Source organism: Sideroxyarcus sp. TK5, from assembly GCF_054601595.1.
This window is the reverse complement of sequence record NZ_BAAHSJ010000001.1, coordinates 407,599-431,659: the sequence shown is the minus strand read 5'-3', so window position 1 is coordinate 431,659 and position 24,061 is coordinate 407,599. Positions and strand designations below refer to the sequence as shown.

Here is a 24,061-nt window from a genome sequence, read left to right as displayed (position 1 = left end):
TCTACTGGGAATGAGTAATTTGCGCGGATTGTCGCAGATTGCGCGGTGAATGAAAGGGGCTTATTTCCCAGCCGGATACGGACTGGCGAGGGTGGCGACCAGATCGGCCAGCACCTCACGGAACTGCTGTTCATCGCAGCCCATCAGCACGGCATCTTCCAGCGCATCACGGCAGACCTGGCCGATCTCGACCAGGTTCTCCTGCATGACTTTGTTCTTCTCATAGCAGGCCACCACCTCGCCTTCGGGTGATTTCCAGACGATGTGCTTGATCTTGTCCATCAGGTCTTCGGCAGGGTGACGCCGACCTGGCCCTGATACTTTCCGCCACGGTCTTTATAGGAGGTCTCGCACACCTCGTCGCTCTCGAAGAACAACACCTGCGCCACGCCCTCGTTGGCGTAGATCTTGGCCGGCAGCGGCGTGGTGTTGGAGAACTCCAGCGTCACATAGCCTTCCCACTCCGGCTCGAACGGGGTGACGTTGACGATGATGCCGCAGCGGGCATAGGTGGACTTTCCCAGACACACGGTCAGCACGTTGCGCGGGATGCGGAAATATTCCACGGTGCGCGCCAGCGCGAAGGAGTTGGGCGGGATCACGCAATAGTCAGCCTCGACGCTCACGAAGGAATTCGGATCGAAGTTCTTGGGGTCGACGATGGTGCTGTTGATATTGGTGAACAGCTTGAACTCACGCGAGCAGCGGATATCGTAACCATAGCTGGAAGTGCCGTAGGACACGATCTTGTGGCCGTTCACTTCCTTCACCTGATTCGGCTCGAACGGGTCGATCATGCCGGTCTGCTCGGCCATGCGACGTATCCACTTGTCTGACTTGATGCTCATTGCGATTCCTTGCTGGGTTTGTGCGGGCGCGATTTTATCTGATTCCTCGGCGGTGCGTGGGTTTTGCTACAATCGCGCCCTCATCGAATTTAAGCAAAAGCGAGCGAGACGGATGCAATGCAAGGCGCACGGCGCGCAGGAACCGGAATGCACATCAAGTGCATGAGGATTCCGAGCACCGTGCAACGCCGCAGTGCGCCATCGCAGCCGCTTTTCAAGGAAGAACCCGAATGACCCGCAAGATATTAGTGACCTCCGCCCTGCCCTACGCCAACGGCAGCATCCACCTCGGCCACCTGGTCGAATATATCCAGACCGACATCTGGGTGCGCTTCCAGAAGATGCGCGGCAACACCTGCCATTACGTGTGCGCCGACGACACCCACGGCACGCCCATCATGCTGCGCGCCGAGAAGGAAGGCATCACGCCGGAACAGTTGATTGCCCGCGTCTGGCAGGAACATTTCGATGACTTCTCCGCTTTCCACGTCAACTTCGACAACTACGGCTCGACCAATTCAGCCGAGAACAAGGAAAGCGCGCAAAGCATCTACCGTACGCTGAAAACCAACGGCCTGATCGAGGTGCGCTCCATCGAGCAGTATTTCGACCCGGTCAAGAACATGTTCTTGCCGGACCGTTTCATCAAGGGCGAGTGCCCCAAGTGTCACGCCAAGGACCAGTACGGCGACAACTGCGAAGTGTGCGGCGCGGCCTACGCCCCCACCGACCTGATCAACCCGTTCTCCGCCGTGTCCGGCGCTGCGCCGGTACTGCGCAACTCCGACCACTACTTCTTCAAACTCTCCGACCCGCGCTGCCAGAACTTCCTGCGCGAATGGACGCGCGGCGGCTCGCTACAAGCCGAGGCCGCCAACAAGATGCAGGAATGGCTGGGCGCGGAAGGTGAGAACAAACTGACCGACTGGGACATCTCCCGCGACGCGCCCTATTTCGGCTTCGAGATCCCCGATGCACCGGGCAAATATTTCTACGTGTGGCTGGATGCACCTGTCGGTTACATGGGCAGCTTCAAGCAGTTGTGCGCGAAGACCGGCATCGATTTCGACGAATACTGGAAACAGGGTTCCGACGCCGAGCTGTACCACTTCATCGGCAAGGACATCCTCTACTTCCACGCGCTGTTCTGGCCCGCCATGCTGCAGCACGCCGGTTTCCGCACGCCGACCAAACTGTTCGCGCACGGTTTCCTCACCGTCAACGGCGAGAAGATGAGCAAATCGCGCGGCACCTTCATCACCGCGCGCAGCTATGTCGATCACATCAAGAACACCGAATACCTGCGCTACTACTACGCCGCCAAGCTCAACGGCACCATGGAAGACATCGACCTCAACCTCGATGACTTCGTGGCCAAGGTGAACAGCGATTTGATTGGCAAGTACATCAACATCGCCAGCCGCTGCGCGGGGTTCATCAGCAAGAAGTTCGACGGCAAGCTGGCCGACGTATCAGTAGAAACCGAGATCGACTTCCAGAATGGTTTTCACTCGCTAAATGAAATTGCTCAGGCATACGAACTACGTGATTTTGCAAAAGCCTTGCGAAATATCATGGCGTTCGCCGATGACATAAACATCTACGTCAATGACAACAAGCCTTGGGAATTAGCGAAGCAAGAGGGGCAAGAACAGAAGCTTCATCTAGTGTGCTCTGCCGCACTTGTGTTGTTCAAGCAACTGACTGCAATGCTCAAACCCGTCTTGCCCAAGCTGGCCTTGGATGTTGAAGCGTTCTTGAACATTAATCCGCTAACTTGGAATGATGCCAAGTCCAAGCTGCCCGCCGGCCACACCATCAACGAATACAAACATCTGGCCACCCGCCTCGATCCCAAGCTGATCGAAGCGATGGTCGCCGCCAACCAGGAATCGCTGCAGCCGCAGGCGCACTCTGAACAGCGCCATGCCGCACACCAGCAACAGGAAACGAAGAAAGCCATGACCGAAACTGAAACCACACCATACATCTCTATCGACGATTTCATGAAGGTGGACCTGCGCGTCGCACGCATCGTGGATGCACAGCATGTGGAAGGCGCCGACAAGCTGATCCAGTTGACGCTGGACATCGGCGAAGAGAAGACGCGCAACGTGTTCGCAGGCATCAAGTCCGCCTACGATCCGGAGAAGTTGAAAGGCCGCATGACCGTGATGGTCGCCAACCTCGCACCGCGCAAGATGAAGTTCGGCATGAGCGAGGGTATGGTACTGGCCGCCTCCGGCAGCGAGCCCGGCCTGTTCATCCTGTCGCCGGACGACGGCGCACAGCCGGGCATGCGCATCAAGTAATAATGCTGTCATTCCGGCGCAGGCCGGAACCCAGTTGATTGAATATCCCCCGCGCAAGCGGGACTGCATCAAAAGTTGGTCTGCTGCGCAGGATGTGTTTTTTTCTGGATTCCGGTTTTCACCGGAATGACGTAGGTATATCACTCATTTGGAGCCCGCCCGCATGGACTACGACATATTGATCATCGGCTCCGGCCCCGCAGGGCAGCATGCGGCCTGGCAGGCGGCGCGCATGGGCAAGCGCGCGGCGATCATCGAGCGCAAGCCCAAGCTCGGCGGCGCGGGCTTACAGACCGGCACCATCCCCAGCAAGGCGATGCGCGAAGTGGCGTATCTGTTGTCGCGTTCCGGCGGCATGCGTTCCGCGCTCGCGCCTGACAGCCGCAGCCGCCACGGCCTGCTGGCCGACGCGGTGCGCCGCAAGGAAGGCGTCATCGCGCAGCAGGAATCGGTCATCCTGAAACGTCTGCTGAAACACGGCGTGGCGTTGATCCCCGGCGAGGCATCGTTCGTCGATGCGCACACGCTGCAAGTCGCAGATAGCACCGGCAACACACGCAAAATCTCTGCACAGGTCATCCTGCTCGCCGCCGGTTCGCGTCCGCGTCGCCCGGCCAACATCCCCTTCGACAAGAAGACGGTGCTGGACTCCACCTCCATCCTCAACCTGCGCCATCTGCCCGACAGCCTGCTGGTGGTGGGCGGCGGCGTGATCGCCTGCGAATTCGTGTCCATCTTCGCCGCGCTCGGCGTGCACGTGTCGGTGGTGGACAGCCACAAGCAACTGCTCACTTATCTGAGCGAGGACGTGGTCGGCGTACTGGCCGACAGCTTCCTCGGCATGGGTGTGGACTTTTACATGGAAGAGCGCGTGGCCGAGATCGTGCGCGAGGACCACGGCGTGTTGACGCGGCTGGCGAGCGGCAAGGAATTCCACACCGATGCCGTGCTGTTCGCGCAGGGCCGCGAACCGAACAGCGCGGGCATGCAAGTGGATAAAGCAGGCATCGCGCTGGATGAAGGCTGGGTCACGGTGAACGCGCAGTTCCAGACCAGCGTGCCGCACATCTACGCGGTGGGCGACCTGATCGGCCGCCCCGCGCTCGCTTCCACCGGCATGGAACAGGGACGCAGCGCCGTGTTGCATGCCTTCGGCGGCAGCGAACAGCAGTCTGCCGAGAACCTGCCGATGGCGGTGTACACCATTCCCGAGATCTCCTACGTGGGCAAGACCGAGAAGGAAGTGCAGCAGGAGAACACCCCCTACGTGCTCGGCCGCGCCTACTTCAAGGACAGCGCGCGCGGCCAGATCATCGGCGATGCGCAGGGCTTGCTGAAGCTGGTAGTGGATGCGCGCAGCGGTAAACTGCTGGGCGTGCACATCGTGGGTGAACAGGCCAGCGAGCTGGTGCACATCGGCCAACTGGTGATGAACCTGAACGGCAGCGTGCGCGACCTGATCAGCAACGTATTCAACTACCCAACACTGGCAGAATGCTACAAACTGGCAGCACTGGATTGCACACATCAGATGGAGCGGCGCAACAAAGTTTAATGAAGCTTTGATTAACTCGAATTCGTCATTCCGGCGAAGGCCGGAATCCAGTGATTTTATTCAACTGGACACCGGCCTTCGCCGGTGTGACGACTGAATCAGACACTTCTTAACTAGCAACTCAATGCCGTTCGTGCTTATAACGTTCCTCTACAGAAAGGCGCATATGACTAAGTTACTCGGCTTGCTCTTACTCCTCCCCGCCCTCGCTTACGCGGCGCCTTTCAACATCGATAACATCGCCCCCGGCGTGTACGTCCATCGCGGCGAACACAAAGACCTATCCGGGCATTACGGCGGCGACATCTGCAACCTCAGCTTCATCGTCGGCAGCAAAGGCGTGGCGGTGATCGACACCGGCGGCTCCCCCGCAGTGGGCGCAAGCCTGCGCAAGGAGATCCGCAAGGTCACCAAGCTGCCCATCCTGTTCGTCATCACCACCCACGTCCACCCCGACCACGCGCTGGGCAGTGCCGCGTTCAAACAGGACAAGCCGGCATTCGTAGGCCACAGCAAGCTGGCGCACGAGATGGCACTGCGCAAGGAAGTCTATCTGCGCAACCAGCCCGAATGGGTAGGCAAGGACGCCGCCGGCAGCGAACTCATCGCGCCCGATCTGGCAGTGAACACCACACACGAACTCGACCTCGGCGGCCGCACGCTGCGCCTCACCGCCCACCCCGTCGCGCACAGTCCTTCCGACCTCAGCGTACAAGACACCGCCAGCAACATCCTGTGGACCGGCGACCTGCTGTTCATCGAACGCGCACCGTCAGTGGATGGCGACATCCCCTCCTGGCTCACCGTCATCGAGGAACTGCGCAGCGCGAACGCCCCCCGCGTCGTGCCCGGCCACGGCCCCGTCACCGCGAACGGCGGCGCAGCACTGGACGACGAGAAACGCTACCTGACGGCCTTGCTGACCGACGTGCGCGCCGCCATAGCACGCGGCGACAGCATGGAGCAGACCATAGAGACCGCCGCGCAATCGGAGAAGGACAAATGGCTGCTGTTCGACATCACCAACCGGCGCAATATCGCACGGGTGTTTCCGGCGTTGGAGTGGGAGTAAGTCTTGGCCCAAGCAGCCACATCTGAAAGATATATAGGCCAAATGGCATATTGACCACGTTGCATTGATGAAATATGTTCCGGCATCACTTGCTCGGATAGCCACCTACCATGAATATCGGCCCAATAAAGAGTTCGAAGCCCGCCGTTTGTGCCTGCTCTATGTTCTGCCGTTCATTACTTCTGGTGTGCTCAATTATCCTTTGTTCCTGTTCCAAGCAAGAGGAAGCAACACCTCCTGCAACAACTACCCCTGTAGCCACTCCTCTTGAAGCAAAGCAAATATTAGATGCGCCTGACATAATCAAGCTTGAGCCGCAGAGTGTTCCAGCGTCAGGCGTTTCTCAAAATGTATTAGTAAACACTGACAAGTCAGAGTTGCCACCCATTCTTGTGGCGTTTCTAACGAGGTATGCCGGATATCATCTTCTATCCCCATCTGATTTGTCTGAGGATGGTGCCAAGGTACTTATTTCTCACGAATTAGAACCCTTTGTTGTGGCAGACACAAATCAGGATGGCGATGAAGATGTCGCAGCAATTCTCGTGCGTGGGCATAAGTTCTTTGCTCTGATTCTCCAGACTGTGGAACCTGGAGCTTCGGCCACACCTCACTGGCTACTTCGAGATATGACCGAACCAATGTTGGGGATAGTCGCGAAGAATGGATACGTCACGCCAGCATTTTGTTCCAGCTGTGATACTAATTACTGGTTCGGATGGACAGGCTCAGAATATGCCATGCAAGCCATTTTGAAAAATGGTCGAGCCTGCATAACAGAAGAGACTGATATTTTTTCGCTGCCCAACGAACTCTCAAAACTGGTGCATACAACTGCAAAACCTGAACTTGCCACAGTATTAGGAATAGGTCGTCGCAATGGAGGATATTACTGGTATGAAATTAAGCTAGACAATGGCGTAATTGGCTACGTACTTAATAGCACCTTTAGCTTTGATCCTGGCACCTGTTAATGCAAACCATCCGGCGGGTTAGTAACCCGCCCTACATTTTTCTCTGACTACAAATCCCCCGTACTCGCCGCCACCATCATATCCTTCATGGCGGCCATCACTTTCTCGGCGCTCTTGCGCGTGTCTTCCGGCAGGGCTTTGATCATCTTGAGGTCCATCATCATGGAGACGACCCAGCGCTTGCCGGTCTTGTCTTCGATGATGGCGATGCGGCAGGGCATGAAGGCGATCATCATGTGGTCGGCGGCGAGCATCTTGTTGGCGGTGAGGCCGTCGCAGAAGTTGAAGATCTCCATGCGTTTGGCGGGCTTGCCGGTGAGGGCTTCGATCTCTTTGTAGATGGGGTTGCCGCCGACGAACTTGAGGTTGTGCTGGTTGGCGCGCAGCTTGAGCGATTCCACTGCATCGTCGAAGCTGATGTCGTCCTGCACCTGGATGTGCGCGATCTGCAACTGGACGTTGGTGTAGCTTAGTCCTTCTGCGGCGGCGAATTGGGTGACGGCCAGCAACAGGGTGGCGATGAGGGTTTGGAGTGTTTTCATTTTGCTTCCTTTCATTGCGTGCGACGTTTGGCGACGGCCGTATGCTACGCCAACAGTTTCATGCCCAGCGTACGAAACTGTTCGGCCTTGCTTTCATCTATGGACAGCTTGATCAGCTTGCAACAGCGCTCCACTGCCTGCACCAGTGCTTCGCGTGTATCTTCCGTTTCCTGCAGACGCTGTATGACTTTTTCCCCGTGTGCGCCCAGCAAGTGCTGCGCCAGCTCGATGAGCCCGGCGCGGCCGGTTGCAGAGGGCGTGTACGCGGCGTGAGCCGTTGCGGCAGCGGCAGCCGTGCCTGCCGGCTTGCCAGCTACGGCAACGTAGCCGTTGTCTAGCAGCCAGGTCAGTTGCTCACCGAACTCGGGCAGTCCGGCATAACGTTCCAGCAGGTCTTCCAAGCGGGTCTTGCCGTCGACCATGATGAGGATGGCCCGCAGCTTTTGCGGCACTGCGTCGCTACGCTGTGCCAGCTCTGCCACCCCCTTGTCTGTTTTGACTAATACAGCGGCGCTATCCATGACCACTTAGACAAGTTCTTCGATGACACGGAAGATCAGCCGCACGGTGATCAGCACATAGATGGCACCGAACAGGAAGATCAGGGCCACGAACATGTTGATGATGTTGGGCGGCAACTGGGTGAAGAACGGTGTGACGAAATAGCCCGCCGTGAACACCGTGACCATGAAGGTCAACAGGCCCCACTGCTTGCCCACGACACCGCCGGGTATCTTGCTGCGCAGCGAGTACACCAGATACATACAGATCAGCATCACGCCGATGGCGGCGATGTTTATTCCCAGGACAACTTGTGATTCCATTTGATTCTCCCCTTTCAGTTTCACTTCATCGTTAACAATGGGTATCCGGTTGCTTCTCAAACCATGCCCGGATTACCCGCCACTCCCTTCAGCTTAGGCACGTTGGGTGCCGTGACTTTGATGACCTTCTCGTTGCGCAGATGGCGGGCGACCAGGTCCCAGACCGGTTCGCCGCCCTTGTCGCGCGCGGCTTCGGAGACGGGCGCCCAGCCGGCGACCTTGTAGGTCTTGTTCGCGTCCAGCGGTTTACCGTCCAGGCGCATGTCCTGGATGCGCTTGCCCATGACCGCGCCCGGTTCGCAGGTGTATTCCAGTCCGCCCACGCGCACCATGTCGCCGCCCTGCTGGTAATACGGGTCGGGGTTGAACAGGTTGTCGCCCACGTCTTCGAGCACGTTCTTGATCTGCGCACCGGTCATCTCGGTGAGCGTGGTGTACGGGTAGGTGATCGCCGTCTGGTTGAGCACGTCTTCCATGGTGATGGCTGCACCGGGCAGCAGCGAGGTGCCCCAGCGGAAGCCGGGTGAGAAGGCGATGGGCGCGTCCTTCTCTTTCATCAGTGCGTCGAGGATGACTTGGTCGAAGCTGCCGTTGAAGTTGCCGCGACGATAGAGCAGACCGTCGGTAGTGGCGAGCTTCTCGTCCAGCTTGGCGGCATAGGGCGCGCGGTGTTTCTGGATCAGCGCGGCCATATCTTTGTCCGCCGCGAGCAGGTTGGAGAACACCGGCAGCAGTTTGTAGTGGAAGCCTTTTACTTTGCCGCCCTTCACGTCGAAGTCGAGCACGCCGAGGAACTTGCCGTTGGAACCGGCGTTGGTCACCAGCGTGGTGCCGCCCGCGTTCTTCACCGGGATAGGTGCGGGGATGCCGTCGTGGGTGTGGCCGCCGAGGATGGCGTCGAGACCGGTGACGCGCGAGGCAAGCTTGAGGTCGACGTCCATGCCGTTGTGCGACAGCAGCACGACGACCTGCGCGCCTTTGCCGCGCGCTTCGTTGATGACCTCTTGCAGGTTGTCTTCCTGAATGCCGTAGGACCAGTCCGGCACGAAGTAGCGCGGATTGGCGATGGTGCTGTAGGGGAAGGCTTGTCCGATGATCGCGACCGGCACGCCGTTCATCTCTTTGATGACGTAGGGCTTGAACACGGGGTCGCCGAAGTCGGTGGTCTTGACGTTGTGCGCGACGATGTCCATCTTGCCTTGCAGTTGCTCTTCGATCTCTTTGACGCGGTCCGCACCGTAGGTGCATTCCCAGTGCATGGTCATCACGTCCACGCCGAGTTGCAGACAGGCGTCGACCATGTCCTGGCCGTTGGTCCACAGCGCCTGCCCCGTGCCTTGCCAGGTGTCGCCGCCGTCCAGCAGCAATGCACCGGGACGCGCGGCGCGCACTTGTTTGACCAGCGTGGCCAGATGCGCGAAGCCGCCGACCTTGCCGTAGTGGCGCGCGGCTTCGACATAGTCGAGGCTGGTGTAGGCGTGTGCCTGTGCCGTGCCCTGCTTGACACCGAAATGTTTGAGCAGCGCGTTGCCGACCAGATGTGGCGGCTGCCCGCGCATGGCGCCGATGCCGAGGTTGATCTCGGGTTCGCGGAAGAAGATAGGGTTCAGTTGCGCGTGGCTGTCGGTGATGTGCAGCAGGCTGACGTTGCCTTTGCGCGGCAGGTCGTACATGCGCGCCGCATCACTGGCCGCCCAGGATTCATTGCTGTTCAGTACGAAGCCGCCCGCCGAGGCGATGGCCAGTATCTGCAGGAATTCGCGTCGATTCATACCCATCGTGTTTCCTTATATAGAAAGCAGCGTGATGAGGAGAAGGGCCGCCCCGCCGCGAACGGGCGGGGCGGACTGCTCAGTCTTACTTGTTGACGGGTGATTCCGGGTCCAGCAGCAATGCCACCAGATCCTTCATCTGTGCTTCAGTAAGGATGCCCATGTGACCGAAACGCGGCATGTTGGCGCATGCATTGCCGGCTTTGGCGTTGTAGATGCGGGCATAGGCGTAGCGCTGGATGTCTTCGCCGTTGCCGCGCGTCTTGCCGAAGTTGAGCAGGCTGGGGCCGATGGTGCCGTAGGCGATCTCGCTGGAAGACAGCTGGTGGCAGTTGTAGCAGTTGCCGCCGTTCGGGTCGCCTTCCTTGTCGCTCCAGGTCATACCACGGCCGCTCTGGGCCAGCTTCTCGCCGGCCTTCCAGTCGCCCATGAACTTGCCATCGGCAGGCCACTTGATGGCTTCGGCTTCCTTGGCTTCCAGTTTGGCCTTCAGCTTCTTCGGCAGATTGTCCACGTATTTGCTGCACGCGGCCTGTAGCTCATCCTGCTCCACGCGTGTCGCCTTGGCGATGCCTTTGTCGCGGAAATCGCGTTTCACGATCATGGCGGTCTTGGCGTCCAGATCCTTGGACGCATCACCCGCCTGCGACGGTGCAGCAACCATGGCCAGCGAGAGACTGACCGCGAATCCAATCATCGATTTAGTATTCATGTTTGTCATCTCCTAGCGTTTCAGACCTGGGCCGACATACTCTGCGCCGTTCGCGCTGACTGCCAGATAGGTGGTCAATGCGATGGTGGCTTCGGATGCGAACTTCGGTTCCGGGAAGCGTTGCTGGCGGAAGCAGTCGTTCAGGCGCCACTGGAAGGAGCGGGTCAGACCCTGCGACACGCGATAGGCAGGCCAAGAGGTGTAAGCCGCCTGGGCGTCCTTTTTGCTGCTGCGCATGTTGGGCAGGTCCTGCATGCGGATGCGCACGCCGCTGGTGGCATGGCAGGTGGAGCAGGCGAAGTCATACGGACCGGCGCGATAATTGAAGATGCGCTTGCCGATCTCGTAGGCTTCTTTCTCCTTGGGGTGCTTGGTCGAGACCTTCATCTTCATGCCTTTGGATTGACCGACAACGTAGGTGGCCAGCGAAGAGATATCGGACTCTTTCTTCTCGGAAGCAAATGGCTTGGCGGTGATCTGCTCTTCCGGGATGCCCTGCAAGGTGGTCATGCAGGTGAGCAGACGCGATTCCAGGTCCTGCACCATCTTCGTATCCTTGAAGTATCGCGGCATCTCTGCATAAGCGCCCTTCACCACGCCCGGGCCTTTGCCCAGATCGCACTTCTCCAGGCTGACATTCTTCGGACCGCCCGGTGTCTTCCACAGCTCTTCGCCGCGCATCTCGTCGAACTCGGCGGGATTGCCGTCGCTGATCATTTCGCGGTATTGCTCGATGCGCTCCGAATCGGTGACGGCTTTCTCTTCCGCCACCGCCGCCAGGCTGGTCGACAATGCCAGCACCATCACTGCCCTGCATATTTGATTGGTGTTCATTTGTTCTCCCTGATAAAAAAATGGCCATGCAGTCGCATAGCCAATTCATCTTTACTTTTATGCCGAGATCGTCACCTCGTCGCTGCGGGAGTCGCCCTTGTTGTCGACCCAGCTGACTTTGACCTTCTCACCCGCGCTGCCCCCTTTGAAGCTGAACATCAGGTAAGGGTTCTTGGAGATCGATTGCCCGAACTGGGCATCGAGCACGATGCGTCCCTGGTATTCCGCCTTGACCTCGGTGATGAACCAGGCCGGGATCAGGGAACCGTCCGCATCCTTGCGCAGGCCGGTCTCCATCTCGTGCTGCATCAGGATCTTGACTTCGGTCATGCCGTCCTTGACGGAGGCACGTATCTTCATTGGTTTGCCCATGTTGTCTTCCTTGTGCGTATTGAGTGAGTGTCCGCTACGGTTAGCCGCCGCAGCCGCCTGCCGTGACTTTGACTTCTTTCGAAGTGCGGTAGTACTTGCCGTCGGCCTTGACCAGCGCCACCACATGGGCCGTCTTGCCCATCTTCACTCGCGTCGTCACTTCGGCTGCTGTGCCTGCGGGGATATTGAACACGGCCGCCAGCACGTTGGGGTTCTTGTCCACCATGATGGCGATCTGCTCGACATTGGGAAGTGAACTGGAGATACCGACCGGCACCACCGAGCCGTTCTCGGCGATCTCGGGTACGGTCAAGCGGATCAAGGTGGAATTCTCTTCCGGGTTGGTCGCCCCCAGCGAGCCCAAGGCTTCGTCCACTGCTTTGGATGTGAAGGCTTTCTGATTCCATTCGGCCAGTGCCTGGCCCGGGCGCAACAGGGCCGCACCGCCGAACAGGGCCAGCAAACCTATGCCCCCGGTGGATAAAGCCTTGCGACGTCCCAGATCTATCTCTTTACTCATCAAGATTCTCCCTTTCCCGTTTCGTTGTTAAAACAAGGACTGCACACTCGCTGCGTTTTCCACCGTGGACGGATATCACCGTCCTCGGAGCAGAGCCGAACCGTATACCTGACAAGATTACGGTGTCAATAACCCATACGTAGCCCGAATGGGTAGTGAATACAACTATTAAGTGTGATTTTTAACAACGGCTAATATGCCGGCGAAGCGGCCGACACGATAGATGTTGCGGGTGCTGACGCACCCGGTGGAGGCAAAGACTAAGCAGCGGATCAGACGCCTAAAAGGTGCAGTTGGGTGGTCACTGCAAGACCGCATCCTTGCCGTAACTGGCGACCAATTCCTTGCTGCTCAGCGGATGCGCGAACAGGTAGCCCTGACCGATGTCGCAGCCAGTGCTGCGCAACACTTCCAGCTGTTCCGCCGTCTCGATGCCCTCCGCCACGACGCTGAACCCAAGCGTCTGCGCCATCAGCAGGATGGTCTTGGCGATCGCTTGCGCATCCGAGTTGTTGGCGATGTCGATAACGAAATGCTGGGCGATCTTCAACTCGTGGATCGGCATACGTTGCAGATAGGCCAGCGAGGAATAACCGGTACCGAAATCGTCGATGCTGAGTTTGATGCCGAGCGCCTTCAACTCCTGCAACATCTGTTGCGCCTGCTCGGTATCTTCTGCCAGCGCGCTCTCGGTCAATTCCACCATGACGCGGCCGGCATCGAGCTTGTGCTGGCTGAGCAGGCGCAGCATCAGCGCCGGGATGTTGCTGCGGCGGAACTGGTAGGGCGAGACGTTGATGGACACGCGCGGGATGTCATGGCCGTGTTTCACCCATTCCGCCATCTGTTTGCAGGCGGTCGCGGCAACCCACTCGCCGAGGCGGTCGATGATGCCGGTCTTCTCGGCCAGCGGGATGAACTTGGACGGCGGGACCAATCCCTCTGTCGGGTGCTGCCAGCGCACCAGCGCCTCGACACCGACCAGCCTTCCGCTGGCGATATCCACCTGCGGTTGATAGAGCAGGTACAGTTCATTGCGCTCGATCGCACCGCGTAACTCGGTCTCCAGTTTCAGGCGCTCGTCGGCGATGCGCTTGAGTTCGTCGGTGAAGAAGTGGTGCGAGCGCTTGCCGCCGTCCTTGGCTTGGTACATGGCGCTGTCCGCGTTCTTGAGCAGCGTCTCGGGATCGAGGCCGTCATTGGGATACAGGCAGATGCCGATGCTGGCACCAGGGTAGATGTTCTGGCGGCCGATCGAATGCGGACGCAGCATGGCGTCGCTGATGCGGTGTGCGGTCATCTCCGCCTCGGCCACGGTCGCCTCTTCGATCAGCAGCGCGAACTCGTCGCCGCCAAAGCGCGCCACGGTGTCACCGCCGCGCACGCAGTCGCGCAGGCGTGCGGAGATCTCCTTGAGCAGATCGTCGCCGGCGGCATGTCCCATCGAGTCGTTGATTACCTTGAAGTTGTCCAGGTCGATGAACAGTACGGCGAATGAGTTCTCGCTACGCTCGGCATGCGCGATGGCCTGACGCAGGCGGTCGAGGAACAGCGCGCGGTTGGGCAGCCCGGTCAGCTCGTCGTGCGTGGCGAGGAACTCGACCTTGCGTTGCGATTCCTTGACCACCGAGATGTCGCTGAAGATGCCGACGTAATTGATGATGTTGCCTTCCGGGTCGTGCACCGCGTTGATGGTGAGCCACTCCGGATATATCTCGCCGGATTTGCGCTTGTTCCATACCTCGCCCTGCCACCAGCCATGCGTCCCGAGATGGTCCCACATGCTCTTGTAGAACGAGGCGTCCTGCTTGCCGGAAGACAGCATCTTGGGTGTTTGGCCGATCGCCTCCTCCGCCTCATAGCCGGTCACCTGCGTGAACGCGCTGTTGACGGTAAGGATGTTCTGGTGCGCGTCGGTGACCACGATGCCTTCACCGGAGCGGTCGAACACGCGCGCTGCCAGACGCAACTGGTCCTCGGCACGTTTTTGTTCGGTGACATCCGCGGACTGGGTACAGATGCTGTACACCACGCCATCCTCGGTCAGCAGCGGGAAACGGATGGAATGCAGGAAGCGCTCCTGTCCGGAGGAGAACGCGAGGTGGTCCTCGAACTCCAGCGCGGTGCGCAGCCTCACCACATCGAGCTCCTTGCCGCGGAAATCGTCGGCGATCTTGCGCGGCAGCACTTGGGCATCGGTCTTGCCCAGCACGTCCGCCGAGTCCAGCCCGAAGAATTTCTCGAACTCGCGGTTGACGAACTCATAACGCCCGGCAAGATCCTTGAGCGCGATGATGGAGGTGGAGTTGTTCATGATCGCCAGCAGGGTCTCGCGGTTCTTGCGCACATCGCGTTCCGCCACCAGGCGCTCGGTGTGGTCGAGCAGCACGACGATCGCGCCGCGCGCGCCGCAGGTGCGCGTCTCGTAAGGCGACACGTGCAACAGGTAGTGGCGCTCGTTGGAGTAGATGTGCGTCTCGCTCGGGCGGTTGCTGGAAATGGCCCCATGCACTGCACTGGAGAATTCCTTCATGCCCACCGGCAGGCGCATGCTGGTGAGTGGCTGCCGGATGGAGACCGTGGACAATGAGAACAGCGCGGCGGCCGGACTGTTGAAGCGCGTCAGTTCGAGCTGGGCATTGCACACCATGATGGGGAAACCGACGCTGTTCTGGATGTTCTCAAGGTCGTTGAACAGGTCGGCCAGCTCGGTCGATCGCACCTGCAGTTCCTCGTTGACGGTGGTCAGTTCCTCGTTGGTGGATTGCAACTCCTCGTTGGCCGCTTCCAGTTCCTCGTTCGAGGATTGCAGTTCTTCGTTGGCGGCGACCACCTCCTCGTTGAGCGCCTGCATCTCCTCGTTGGAGGTCTCCAGTTCCTCGATCACAGTCTGCAGACGTTCGCGGGTGGAGATGAGTTCCTCTTCCAGTTCGCGCACGGTACGGCCTTCCGGCCCGTGTTGCACCTCGTCGCCGCTTCCGGCCGCCGCCGCTTCCTGCGGTACCTCCTCGAAACACACCAGATAGAAGGGATTGACCAGGCCGCGGTCCAGCGGATGCACGACCAGCCGCACGCGCTGCGCCTGCCCCCCTGCTTTGATCACGTGCGGCCTGCCGCTCGCCGATGCCTGATTGTGCTCGGCCTGGTGTTGCAAGAGCTGCAGGTCGGCGCGCAATTCGCGCAACAACAGGTTCTGCAGGTTGAAATTGGGCTTGCCCGGGACGATACCGAGATAGGGGCTGACATCACCGTGCATGTGCAGGATGTCGAAGTTGCCATTGACCAGCACCGCAGCCGGCACATAGCGCCGTATCGCCTCTTCCATCAGGCGCGATTCGGAATCGGCCACCGGCTTGGCACTGCTGCGTTCGGCTGAATCCGGCAGGCGGAACGCTGACACGCTGAGCCGGGATTCCCCGGCGCAGCGCCGGTAGATGCGCGCGCCCTTGTCTAGCACGTCGAACAGCGCCTCCTGCTGGAAAATGCCTTCCGACTTGCCGAGGAACAGCAGGCCATTGGGGTTGAGGCTGTAATGGAAGGTAGAGAGCACCTTGGCCTGCAACTCGCTCTGCAGGTAGATGAGCACGTTGCGGCAGCTCACCAGGTCGAGACGCAGGAAGGGCGGATCCTGGACCAGGTCCTGGCGCGCCACCACCACCATGTCGCGCAGCGTGCGCGACACTTCGAGGCGGTTGCCCACCTTCTGGAAATAGCGGATGGCCAAGCCCGGCTCCAAGTCGACCAGCGCGCTCTCGGGATAGGAACCCTTGCGCGCCACGGCCAGCGCGTTGAGGTCGATGTCGGTGGCAAAGATCTGGATGCGGTACTGGCTGATGTTCGATCCCAGCATCTCGGCAAGAATGATGGCCAGCGTGTAGGCCTCCTCGCCGGTGGCGCAGGCCGGGACCCAGATGCGGATCTCGTCGCCGGGACGCTTGCCCTGCACGATGGCCTGCAACAGGGTGCGCAGCGACTCGAATGCGGCCGGGTCGCGGAAGAAGGCGGTGACCGAGATCAGGATGTCCTTGCCCAGGTGCTCCAGCTCTTCCGGCTTGTCGTCCACCAAGGCGAGATAGTCGTCGAGGTCGCGCACATGGGTGGCCGCCATGCGCCGCTCGATGCGCCGCCACAGCGTGCCTTCCTTGTAACCGGAGAAGTCGATGCGCGTCTGCTGCTTGACCTTGATCAGCAGCTTCTTCAGCGCGGTCGCGCCAATCAGTGGCTTGTCATCCACCGTGACGCTGCCATGCGAGCGCGCGATGACGGCGATCTCTTTGGCGATGCCCTCGGGCGACAGCACCCAGTCCACGCAGCCGGTATCGATGGCCGACTGCGGCATGCCGTTGTACTTGGCGGTCTGCGGGTCCTGCGCAAAGGTGTAGCCGCCCGCCGCCTTGATGTCGCGCAATCCGGCGGAACCGTCACTGCCGGTGCCGGAGAGGATGACGCCGATGGCGTCCTCGGTCTTCTCTTCCGCCAGCGAGGTGAGGAACATGCTGACCGAAGGGCGCGGCGTGGCTTCGCGCGGCCCCTCGATGAGTTCGAAGCGCCCTTCCCTGAGCTTGACGTTGTTGCTGGCAGGCGCGACGTAGATGGTGTCGGGCTGCGGCTGCACGCCGTTCTCGATGTCCTGCACGGCCATCGCGGTCTCGCGGCCGAGCAATTGCGACATCATGCTGCGGTGGGTGGGGGAAAGATGCTGGAGGACAACATAGGAGATGCCAAGATCGGTTGGCAGGGCGGCGATCAGTGTGGACAACGCTTCCAGACCACCCGCCGAAGCGCCGATACCCACCAGATACGGGCGCAGCGGGACCGCCGCATCGGCCTGTACCTTCTTCTTTGTCCGCTTCACTGTTGATGCCTTTCGCGGTTTTGCCACCGCGACCTTTTTCTTTTCTTCTGGAAGCATCTGTTTCCCCTCGTGATGGACCGTGGCCCCGCCTCTGCCTGCCGGGCCTCCCTTGCCCCAGTCAGATTCTGTGATCCAATTCACTCAACGCCGCACAACATCGAACTTGATGCGCGCACGTTCTATGTGTGATGCGCACAATAGCGCAAAACTACCAACGAGGAGAAAGAAAAACCCGTATTTTCTGAAATGTTATTCGGGCAGGGCAACCTGGATATCAAACAACACGTCGCTTATTGCCGGTCAATTTGGAAGGAATTCGGTTCCGGTACCTGTTCCTTCTGTGTTGACAGGGCCAGCAAACCTTGCCCCCCGGTGGATATGCCTTGCGACGTCCCTGATCTATCTCAAGGATTGCACATTCGCCTGAGTATTCCAGCGTGAGCTGATATCGCCACCAGAAGCCAACTTGCAGCCAGTAAGATCAATGAATACAAACATTCATCGAGATTTTCGAGCGCAGCAGGCACCGTCGGCGGCTCTTTACGGCCACCCATCGAGCGGTATTTGCGGTGAACCCGTGCGCTTAGAGATAGAGGATCTCCAGCCGAAGTATTGCACCTCTCAAAGAATCCAAGGCTGCTCGCGGGGTCATCGATGGAATGCCAGTACGCCGTTCACGGTCGTGGCACTGTTCTGGAAGCCGTAAACCACCCCGGCACCGGTCGCGCCGATGCCGGTGAACGATCCGCCCAATCCGCCTTGGATCGCCACACCATTGGCAGTAGCAGTGAATGTTCCGCCACCACTCCCATCGCCGAATACTGTTTGCTGGATCGGAAGATTGGTGCCGGTCGCCACGTAGTTTGTGCCAGCCACTGTCGCATTCACGCCCACGTTCACTGTCATGGCGGAAAAGTCAGCCTTCAATGTCGCACCGTTCAGTGTGCCTACATTACCCAGATTGTCGGTCGGGCTGGTACCGCCACCCAGCGTGTAGTTATACGTGCCCGAGGCGGGCAAGGTCACTGGCCCGTTCATCACTGGCGCAGCAAGCCAGTGCAGACTGCTGCTCGTGTTGCTGACAGAAGCCAGAGCGGTGTTGGTCACACGGTCGGTGACGTCCAGACTGCCCCCTTGCCAGCGCCCCCAACTGATACCCGAAACAGGGTCTTTCCCCAAGTTGGTGGCTGTGGCCGTTCCGATGGAGATGATGTTGGAATTCATGCTGACTGTCGTGCCGCCCTGCGTCGACCCGCCTTTATTCGACCCCATATCGAAGCGCGTCAGATTGCCTGCCGCGTCTCTGATCACGCGCCCTGCGTTATTGAAAGCCCCGTTGATGTCGTAATAACTGCTGCCGCTGCTGGAGACGCCGAGAGGGTCGTACCTTGAGATCGCCACCAGTTGGTACGGCGTAGCCAGATTCACCGTCGTCGCGGGCGAGCCGTTGAAAGTTTCAAGCCTGAACGCTGCGGCACCGCTGATACTTTGCGCCAGAGTGTCGCTGAAGTAGTACTGCAGGAATGCGCCGTTGATGCCATTGCCGGTGATCTGCCCGGAAATATAACCCTGCCCCGAATTCGTTCCGTCCATGACGATATTCAAGGTGCCACCACCGTAGGTATCAAAATGCGAGCGGGAATTACCCACGCCGCTATTGGATGTCAGCGGCATCCCGGTGGCTGCGGCTGTCCAGCTGTGTCCGCCGCCGCTTACCGCAAGATTCGCCCCCACGGATTGATTGGTGAAATTCACCGACAGGCTGGCCGATCCAATAGCACCGGTCACCCCTGCCTGTGTGACCGGGACGGTTCCGCCGTCGAATACATAAGTCGCGGTACCGACCAATGCTTCCGGCAAGTAGAAGGGATTCACACCGGGCCCGGTGATCCAGCTTCCGTAGCCGCCGGAGAATGTCTGGGTGAACGAAGTGGAAGGCGAGCCTGCGTACGAAATGGTAGTGGTCAGTGTCGGCACTACGGCATAGCGTCCGAACTTGATCCCTGTGGAAGTCACACTATTCGCAGCGCCTGTCACGGCACCTGTTGCACCTGTCAAAGTATAGGTCGCCCCCGTACTGCACGGTGGCACTGAACAAGTGCCTCCCCAAGTCACCGTGAAGCTCGGATCGGTTGCTAACGGAGAGATGGCACTCGGCAAGGTTTCAAAATTGTATGGCTGCCAAAAGGAGGTGAGCATCAAACTATCCGTAACCAACAATGAAGTGACCACATAAGGATTCGTCACCGGCGTCGTCACCAGCGTGTTCAATGTCGTGGTCGTCCCCTCCTGCAATAGTGTCTGTGTGGTGGAATTCAATGTGGCACCGGTAGTGGAATTGACCAGCACGACAGGAACGAGCAACGGCGGTGGAGCGATAGCTGGCAACGGTTGCAGAGCACCGACCGGCGGAGGGGGCATTAAAGCACCGGGACGCACAGGTGCAGCATCAGCTGCTGCGGTCCTGATCGGAGCAGGACCGGCCGCCCCCTTTGGCGCACGCTCACCTGCCCCTTCCCGACTCTGCTTCCCCTCCCCGTTCTGGGGCGGTTGGTCGCCATCGTTTCGCGCCTGTTTTGCATCACCCTCCTGCGGCTTTTTCCCGCCATCCTGCTGCCCCGAAGCGCCTTGCCCCGTTTTGCCGGCATCACCTTCTTCATTCTCCTTGACGGTTTTGCTTGGTGCTGCAGCTACCGTGAAGATATTGGTATTGATCGGAGCCAATACAGGCAGCGCATTCAGTCCGCTTGAAAAACCCATCTGATTCGGCAGCACATTTACAGTGCCCAAGTTCGTCGTGAGCGTCGTTTCACCCACGTTCACTTTGCTATATGTCCCCGGCGGTGGACCGGGGGGCGGGCTGCCGGCGGGACCGCCGACCGGTCCCAAAGGAGGCACAACATATGATTCGTGATCGGTACCACGGATACCGATAGTGGCCGATGGTGTCTTGATGCTGTAGTTGTGCTTGTTCTTGGATCCGATCAGGCCGGTCACCGCCCTGAAGCCGCCCTTGAGCAAGGAGAAGATGCTGCGCTCACTGCCGTCCTGCTTGCCTTTGAATATGAACTGGTCGAACTTCATCTGCGTATTCGGGCGGATCGCGACAAAGCCGCCATCCAGCATCTTGATCTGCGCCGAAGATGACACCGCAGTGGAGATGAAGTCCCCCTCGGACACCCTGTCGCCCTTCCTCAGGACTCGTGTCACACCCGCAGTCGTGACCTTCACATTGCCGTGTACGAACTGGACACTGCCCGCCACGGACGCTTCTGCCGCTTGAGTAGAAAGCATCAGACTGGCCGATGCGAAGGCCAGAAGGAATTTGATTTGCCTGGTGATATTCATCATCAACCTCATTCAAGAATGTTGCGCGCGCAAACTATTTAAAATCCCTGCGTACCGTCATGGATGCATCGACACGATCAAAACTGTAAATGGCTATGTTGGATCTGTTGCGCGAGTAACCAACCTGGGGGCGGAAGGTCCATAGCTGTGCAAAATGCCAGTTGGCACCCAATGTTGCGTCGGACTGCTTGTCATCGCGCTTGGCCAGGAAAGCAAGATTCTCTTTGTCATACCGCCCCCTCTGATAACCGACACTGGCAAACACCTCGACCGCTTCGCCGAATGGAGTTTGTCCGCCGAGCCTAAGGCCATAGCCGGTTTTGCTTCCGTCAGCCCGGTCATGTACCGCGCCTTCTTTTAGTCCATTGATACTGACAAACAATGCGGATCTTCCATCGTCCAGGATATGCAGCATCCCCGCACCGATGACTACTTGATTGAAATCGTTCACTCGATAGGTAGGGTCCGAATATCGATTCTTCCCGTATTGCCCAAACATATTGAACTGGTTCTTTGGATCGAAATTGTGCTGCCATCCCCCTGTGAACCCGTAGGAATTCCTGTTCTTCAGGTGTGCCTGCTCATAGAATCCCCAAGTGATTCCCAGTCGGAAAACTTCATTGCCTGTTGCATAGGCAGCTCCGGCTCTGGCCTCCAGGCTTCCAAAATCATAGGTATGCATCTTGTTATTGTTGCGCTGCCGCAGATCGAGACCGCCATTTACACGCCACCGGTCGTCGAAGGCATGCTCAACCTCCCAGCCTGTTGCGCCCATATAGTAAGTTGCTGGCGTTTTCAGACTGGTGGGACTCAAAGTGAATACCAGATCACCGAACGCGGGGATGGCCACATCCGATTGGCTGGTGGAGTTATTGACGTTCGTGTCACGGCCGATCGTCCCCTCCACATAGGCTGAATAACGCGTCCTCTTTGCCTCCTCGGCCGAGTCGATCGCCGCAAGATATTTCTCGATGGTGATACGCGCGGCTTCCGGCGGCTCCTGCTTCATCACCATTTCCAGTTCAGTCTTGGCACGGGGAAGATCACCCAGATGGAAATACGCTCGAGCCATATCCAGTCGCGCACCCGCGAAATTCGGATCGACCGCCAAAACACGTTCCAAGGCAAGCGTTGCCTTGTCCGGATGGCCGCTATCCAGCGCGGCCACACCCAACAGATAGTCGAATTCAGAATTGCCGGAGTATTCAAAATCCTTAGCCTCCAGCAGCTGGTATGCCTCCTCTGCTTTTCCGGCATTGAGCAGTGCCTCTGCCTCTCGAAGCAAATGGTCAGGCACCTCGACACTACCCACCCGCATCGGATTGGTTGCGTTTTGAACCTCCGATGTTGCAGGGATCGGTACTGCCGAAAAGGCCCGAATGACCACGCCCCCCCTGGCGTAGGCAGCCTCGTGCATCCCGACACACAAGCAAAAGACTGCGGTTATCAAACTTCGCGAAGTCGCACTTCCCATGCTCACCCCTTTGATTTTTCATGACGACACAGACGTGCACCGTCACCTGAAGATACACCTCGCCTCTCAACCGGCGCTTGGTTTATGGGGCCATTCTATTACCTGACTCAGCATGTGTCGTCACGTTTTGGTCACGCCAAATGCAAAAAGCCCACCGTTGCGGGTGGGCTTTTTCGTATTCTGGTGGCTCGGGGCGGAATCGAACCACCGACACGCGGATTTTCAATCCGCTGCTCTACCAACTGAGCTACCGAGCCGTTTTTGTCTTCCTTCCCGGACGGGTCGGTCAAAACGAAGGCGCGCATTGTAGCCATAAGCTGCGTTACGGGCAACACAAAAAACAAACCCCGCATCACGCGGGGTTTGTCGGGTGCGGCATCGAACCTTGCAGCAGGTTCGATTACATCATGCCGCCCATACCTCCCATGCCGCCCATGTCACCACCCATGCCGCCGGCAGCCGGTTTGTCTTCCGGCAACTCGGCCACCATGCATGCGGTGGTCAGCATCAGGCCAGCAACGGAGGATGCGTTCTGCAACGCGGTGCGGGTGACCTTGGTCGGATCGACCACGCCCATCGCCAGCATGTCGCCGTACTCGCCGGAGGCGGCGTTGTAGCCGTAGCTGCCCTTGCCTTCCAGCACCTTGTTGACGACCACGCTGGGCTCGTCGCCAGCATTGGAGACGATGGCGCGCAGCGGCGCTTCCATCGCGCGCAGCACGATGGTGATGCCGGCGTCCTGGTCGTGGTTGTCACCCTTCAGGCCGGCAACGGCTGCCTTGGCACGCAACAGTGCCACGCCGCCTCCGGGGACGATGCCTTCTTCAACGGCTGCACGGGTGGCGTGCAGTGCGTCTTCCACGCGAGCTTTCTTTTCCTTCATCTCGACTTCGGTGGCTGCACCTACCTTGATCACGGCCACGCCGCCGGACAGCTTGGCCTTGCGCTCCTGCAGCTTCTCCTTGTCGTAGTCGCTGGAGGATTCGTCCATCTGCTTGTTGATGGTGGCGATACGCGCCTGGATGGCGTCGGTCTTGCCTGCGCCGTCGATGATGGTGGTGTTGTCTTTCGCCACCTCGATGCGCTTGGCTTGGCCCAGGTCGTCCAGTGTGGCTTTCTCCAGTGTCAGGCCGACTTCTTCGGCGATGACGGTGCCGCCGGTCAGGATGGCGATGTCTTCCAGCATGGCCTTGCGGCGGTCGCCGAAGCCCGGTGCCTTGACCGCGACGATCTTCAGGATGCCGCGGATGTTGTTCACCACCAGCGTAGCCAATGCTTCGCCGTCCACATCCTCGGCGATGATCAGCAGCGGCCGGCCGGCCTTGGCGACTTGTTCCAATACCGGCAACAGGTCGCGGATGTTGGAGATCTTCTTGTCGTGCAGCAGGATGAAGGGGTTCTCCATCGCAGCGATCTGGCGGTCCTGGTTGTTGATGAAGTACGGCGACAGGTAGCCACGGTCGAACTGCATGCCCTCGACCACATCCAGCTCGTCCTGCAGGCCGGAGCCGTCCTCGATGGTGATGACACCTTCCTTGCCGACCTTGTCCATCGCCTCGGCGATCTTCTCGCCGACTGCGGTGTCGGAGTTGGCGGAGATGGAGCCGACCTGGGCGATCTCCTTGCTGGTCGCGCAAGGCTTGGACAGCTTCTTCAATTCTTCGACGGCGGTGATGACGGCCTTGTCGATACCGCGCTTCAGATCCATCGGATTCATGCCGGCGGCGACGAACTTCATGCCTTCCTGCACGATGGACTGAGCCAGCACAGTCGCGGTAGTCGTACCGTCACCGGCCACGTCGGAGGTCTTGGAAGCGACTTCCTTGACCATCTGTGCGCCCATGTTCTCGAACTTGTCTTTCAGTTCGATCTCCTTGGCGACAGACACACCGTCCTTGGTGATGGTCGGTGCGCCGTAGGAACGGTCCAGCACCACGTTGCGGCCCTTGGGGCCCAGAGTCACCTTGACCGCGTCGGCCAGGATGTTCACGCCAACGACCATCTTGCTGCGGGCTGCGTCGTGGAATTTAACGTCTTTAGCTGCCAT

General features: G+C 59.1%; 18 protein-coding genes and 1 tRNA gene. 4 read left to right on the top strand and 15 right to left on the bottom strand.

Annotated features, from left to right (window positions below):
• Window positions 1–60: 60 nt before the first annotated feature.
• Both ACYPYQ_RS02195 and dcd read right to left on the bottom strand, forming a co-directional pair.
• Window positions 61–282 carry a hypothetical protein gene (locus tag ACYPYQ_RS02195; protein ID WP_459718813.1) on the bottom strand — a complete coding sequence of 74 codons (222 nt, stop codon included), beginning with the start codon at window positions 280–282 and terminating at the stop codon, window positions 61–63.
• Complete coding sequence (dcd, locus tag ACYPYQ_RS02190) at window positions 282–848, bottom strand: dCTP deaminase (protein ID WP_459718810.1); 567 nt, start codon at window positions 846–848, stop codon at window positions 282–284. Before dcd ends, ACYPYQ_RS02195 begins: the two co-directional genes overlap by 1 nt.
• Before the next feature lie 230 nt (window positions 849–1,078).
• On the opposite strand from dcd, the gene metG reads away from it, so the two are divergent.
• From metG to ACYPYQ_RS02170, 4 genes are all read left to right on the top strand, one after another.
• Window positions 1,079–3,160, top strand: coding sequence for a methionine--tRNA ligase (gene metG / locus ACYPYQ_RS02185; RefSeq protein ID WP_459718807.1), 2,082 nt, complete (start codon window positions 1,079–1,081; stop codon window positions 3,158–3,160).
• Window positions 3,161–3,323: 163 nt separating this feature from the next.
• The gene (gene sthA, locus ACYPYQ_RS02180) at window positions 3,324–4,715 is read left to right on the top strand and encodes a Si-specific NAD(P)(+) transhydrogenase (protein ID WP_459718805.1); all 1,392 of its coding nucleotides are present in this window, start codon (window positions 3,324–3,326) and stop codon (window positions 4,713–4,715) included.
• Window positions 4,716–4,881: 166 nt separating this feature from the next.
• On the top strand, window positions 4,882–5,787 hold the full coding sequence (locus ACYPYQ_RS02175) for a quinoprotein relay system zinc metallohydrolase 2 (RefSeq protein WP_459718801.1): 906 nt from the start codon (window positions 4,882–4,884) through the stop codon (window positions 5,785–5,787).
• 110 nt (window positions 5,788–5,897) lie between these two features.
• A complete protein-coding gene (locus ACYPYQ_RS02170) occupies window positions 5,898–6,761 on the top strand; it encodes a hypothetical protein (protein ID WP_459718798.1) in 864 nt (287 codons plus the stop codon).
• A gap of 47 nt (window positions 6,762–6,808) precedes the next feature.
• Here ACYPYQ_RS02170 and ACYPYQ_RS02165 read toward each other — a convergent pair whose 3' ends face one another.
• The 13 genes from ACYPYQ_RS02165 to groL all read right to left on the bottom strand — a co-directional run bounded on the left by ACYPYQ_RS02165 (window position 6,809) and on the right by groL (window position 24,061).
• Window positions 6,809–7,303 (bottom strand): DUF302 domain-containing protein, encoded by a 495-nt coding sequence (locus ACYPYQ_RS02165; RefSeq protein WP_459718795.1) that lies wholly within the window; start codon window positions 7,301–7,303, stop codon window positions 6,809–6,811.
• Between the two features lie 44 nt (window positions 7,304–7,347).
• Entirely contained in the window at window positions 7,348–7,824 is a 477-nt protein-coding gene (locus tag ACYPYQ_RS02160) for a hypothetical protein (RefSeq protein ID WP_459718792.1), read from the bottom strand.
• Window positions 7,825–7,830: 6 nt separating this feature from the next.
• Complete coding sequence (locus ACYPYQ_RS02155; protein ID WP_459718789.1) at window positions 7,831–8,127, bottom strand: hypothetical protein; 297 nt, start codon at window positions 8,125–8,127, stop codon at window positions 7,831–7,833.
• 56 nt (window positions 8,128–8,183) lie between these two features.
• Window positions 8,184–9,905, bottom strand: coding sequence for a thiosulfohydrolase SoxB (soxB, locus tag ACYPYQ_RS02150; RefSeq protein ID WP_459718786.1), 1,722 nt, complete (start codon window positions 9,903–9,905; stop codon window positions 8,184–8,186).
• Between the two features lie 79 nt (window positions 9,906–9,984).
• Complete coding sequence (gene soxX, locus ACYPYQ_RS02145; protein WP_459718783.1) at window positions 9,985–10,611, bottom strand: sulfur oxidation c-type cytochrome SoxX; 627 nt, start codon at window positions 10,609–10,611, stop codon at window positions 9,985–9,987.
• 12 nt (window positions 10,612–10,623) lie between these two features.
• Window positions 10,624–11,445 (bottom strand): sulfur oxidation c-type cytochrome SoxA, encoded by an 822-nt coding sequence (gene soxA, locus ACYPYQ_RS02140; protein WP_459718780.1) that lies wholly within the window; start codon window positions 11,443–11,445, stop codon window positions 10,624–10,626.
• A gap of 57 nt (window positions 11,446–11,502) precedes the next feature.
• On the bottom strand, window positions 11,503–11,817 hold the full coding sequence (soxZ, locus tag ACYPYQ_RS02135) for a thiosulfate oxidation carrier complex protein SoxZ (RefSeq protein ID WP_459718777.1): 315 nt from the start codon (window positions 11,815–11,817) through the stop codon (window positions 11,503–11,505).
• 40 nt (window positions 11,818–11,857) lie between these two features.
• A complete protein-coding gene (soxY, locus tag ACYPYQ_RS02130) occupies window positions 11,858–12,337 on the bottom strand; it encodes a thiosulfate oxidation carrier protein SoxY (protein WP_459718774.1) in 480 nt (159 codons plus the stop codon).
• 301 nt (window positions 12,338–12,638) lie between these two features.
• Window positions 12,639–17,192 carry an EAL domain-containing protein gene (locus ACYPYQ_RS02125; RefSeq protein WP_459718771.1) on the bottom strand — a complete coding sequence of 1,518 codons (4,554 nt, stop codon included), beginning with the start codon at window positions 17,190–17,192 and terminating at the stop codon, window positions 12,639–12,641.
• Window positions 17,193–17,840: 648 nt separating this feature from the next.
• Window positions 17,841–20,543, bottom strand: coding sequence for a FecR family protein (locus ACYPYQ_RS02120; RefSeq protein WP_459718768.1), 2,703 nt, complete (start codon window positions 20,541–20,543; stop codon window positions 17,841–17,843).
• A 31-nt stretch (window positions 20,544–20,574) separates the two neighbouring features.
• Window positions 20,575–22,014, bottom strand: coding sequence for a surface lipoprotein assembly modifier (locus ACYPYQ_RS02115; protein ID WP_459718765.1), 1,440 nt, complete (start codon window positions 22,012–22,014; stop codon window positions 20,575–20,577).
• Between the two features lie 181 nt (window positions 22,015–22,195).
• Window positions 22,196–22,271, bottom strand: a tRNA-Phe gene (locus ACYPYQ_RS02110).
• 143 nt (window positions 22,272–22,414) lie between these two features.
• A complete protein-coding gene (gene groL, locus ACYPYQ_RS02105) occupies window positions 22,415–24,061 on the bottom strand; it encodes a chaperonin GroEL (RefSeq protein WP_459718762.1) in 1,647 nt (548 codons plus the stop codon).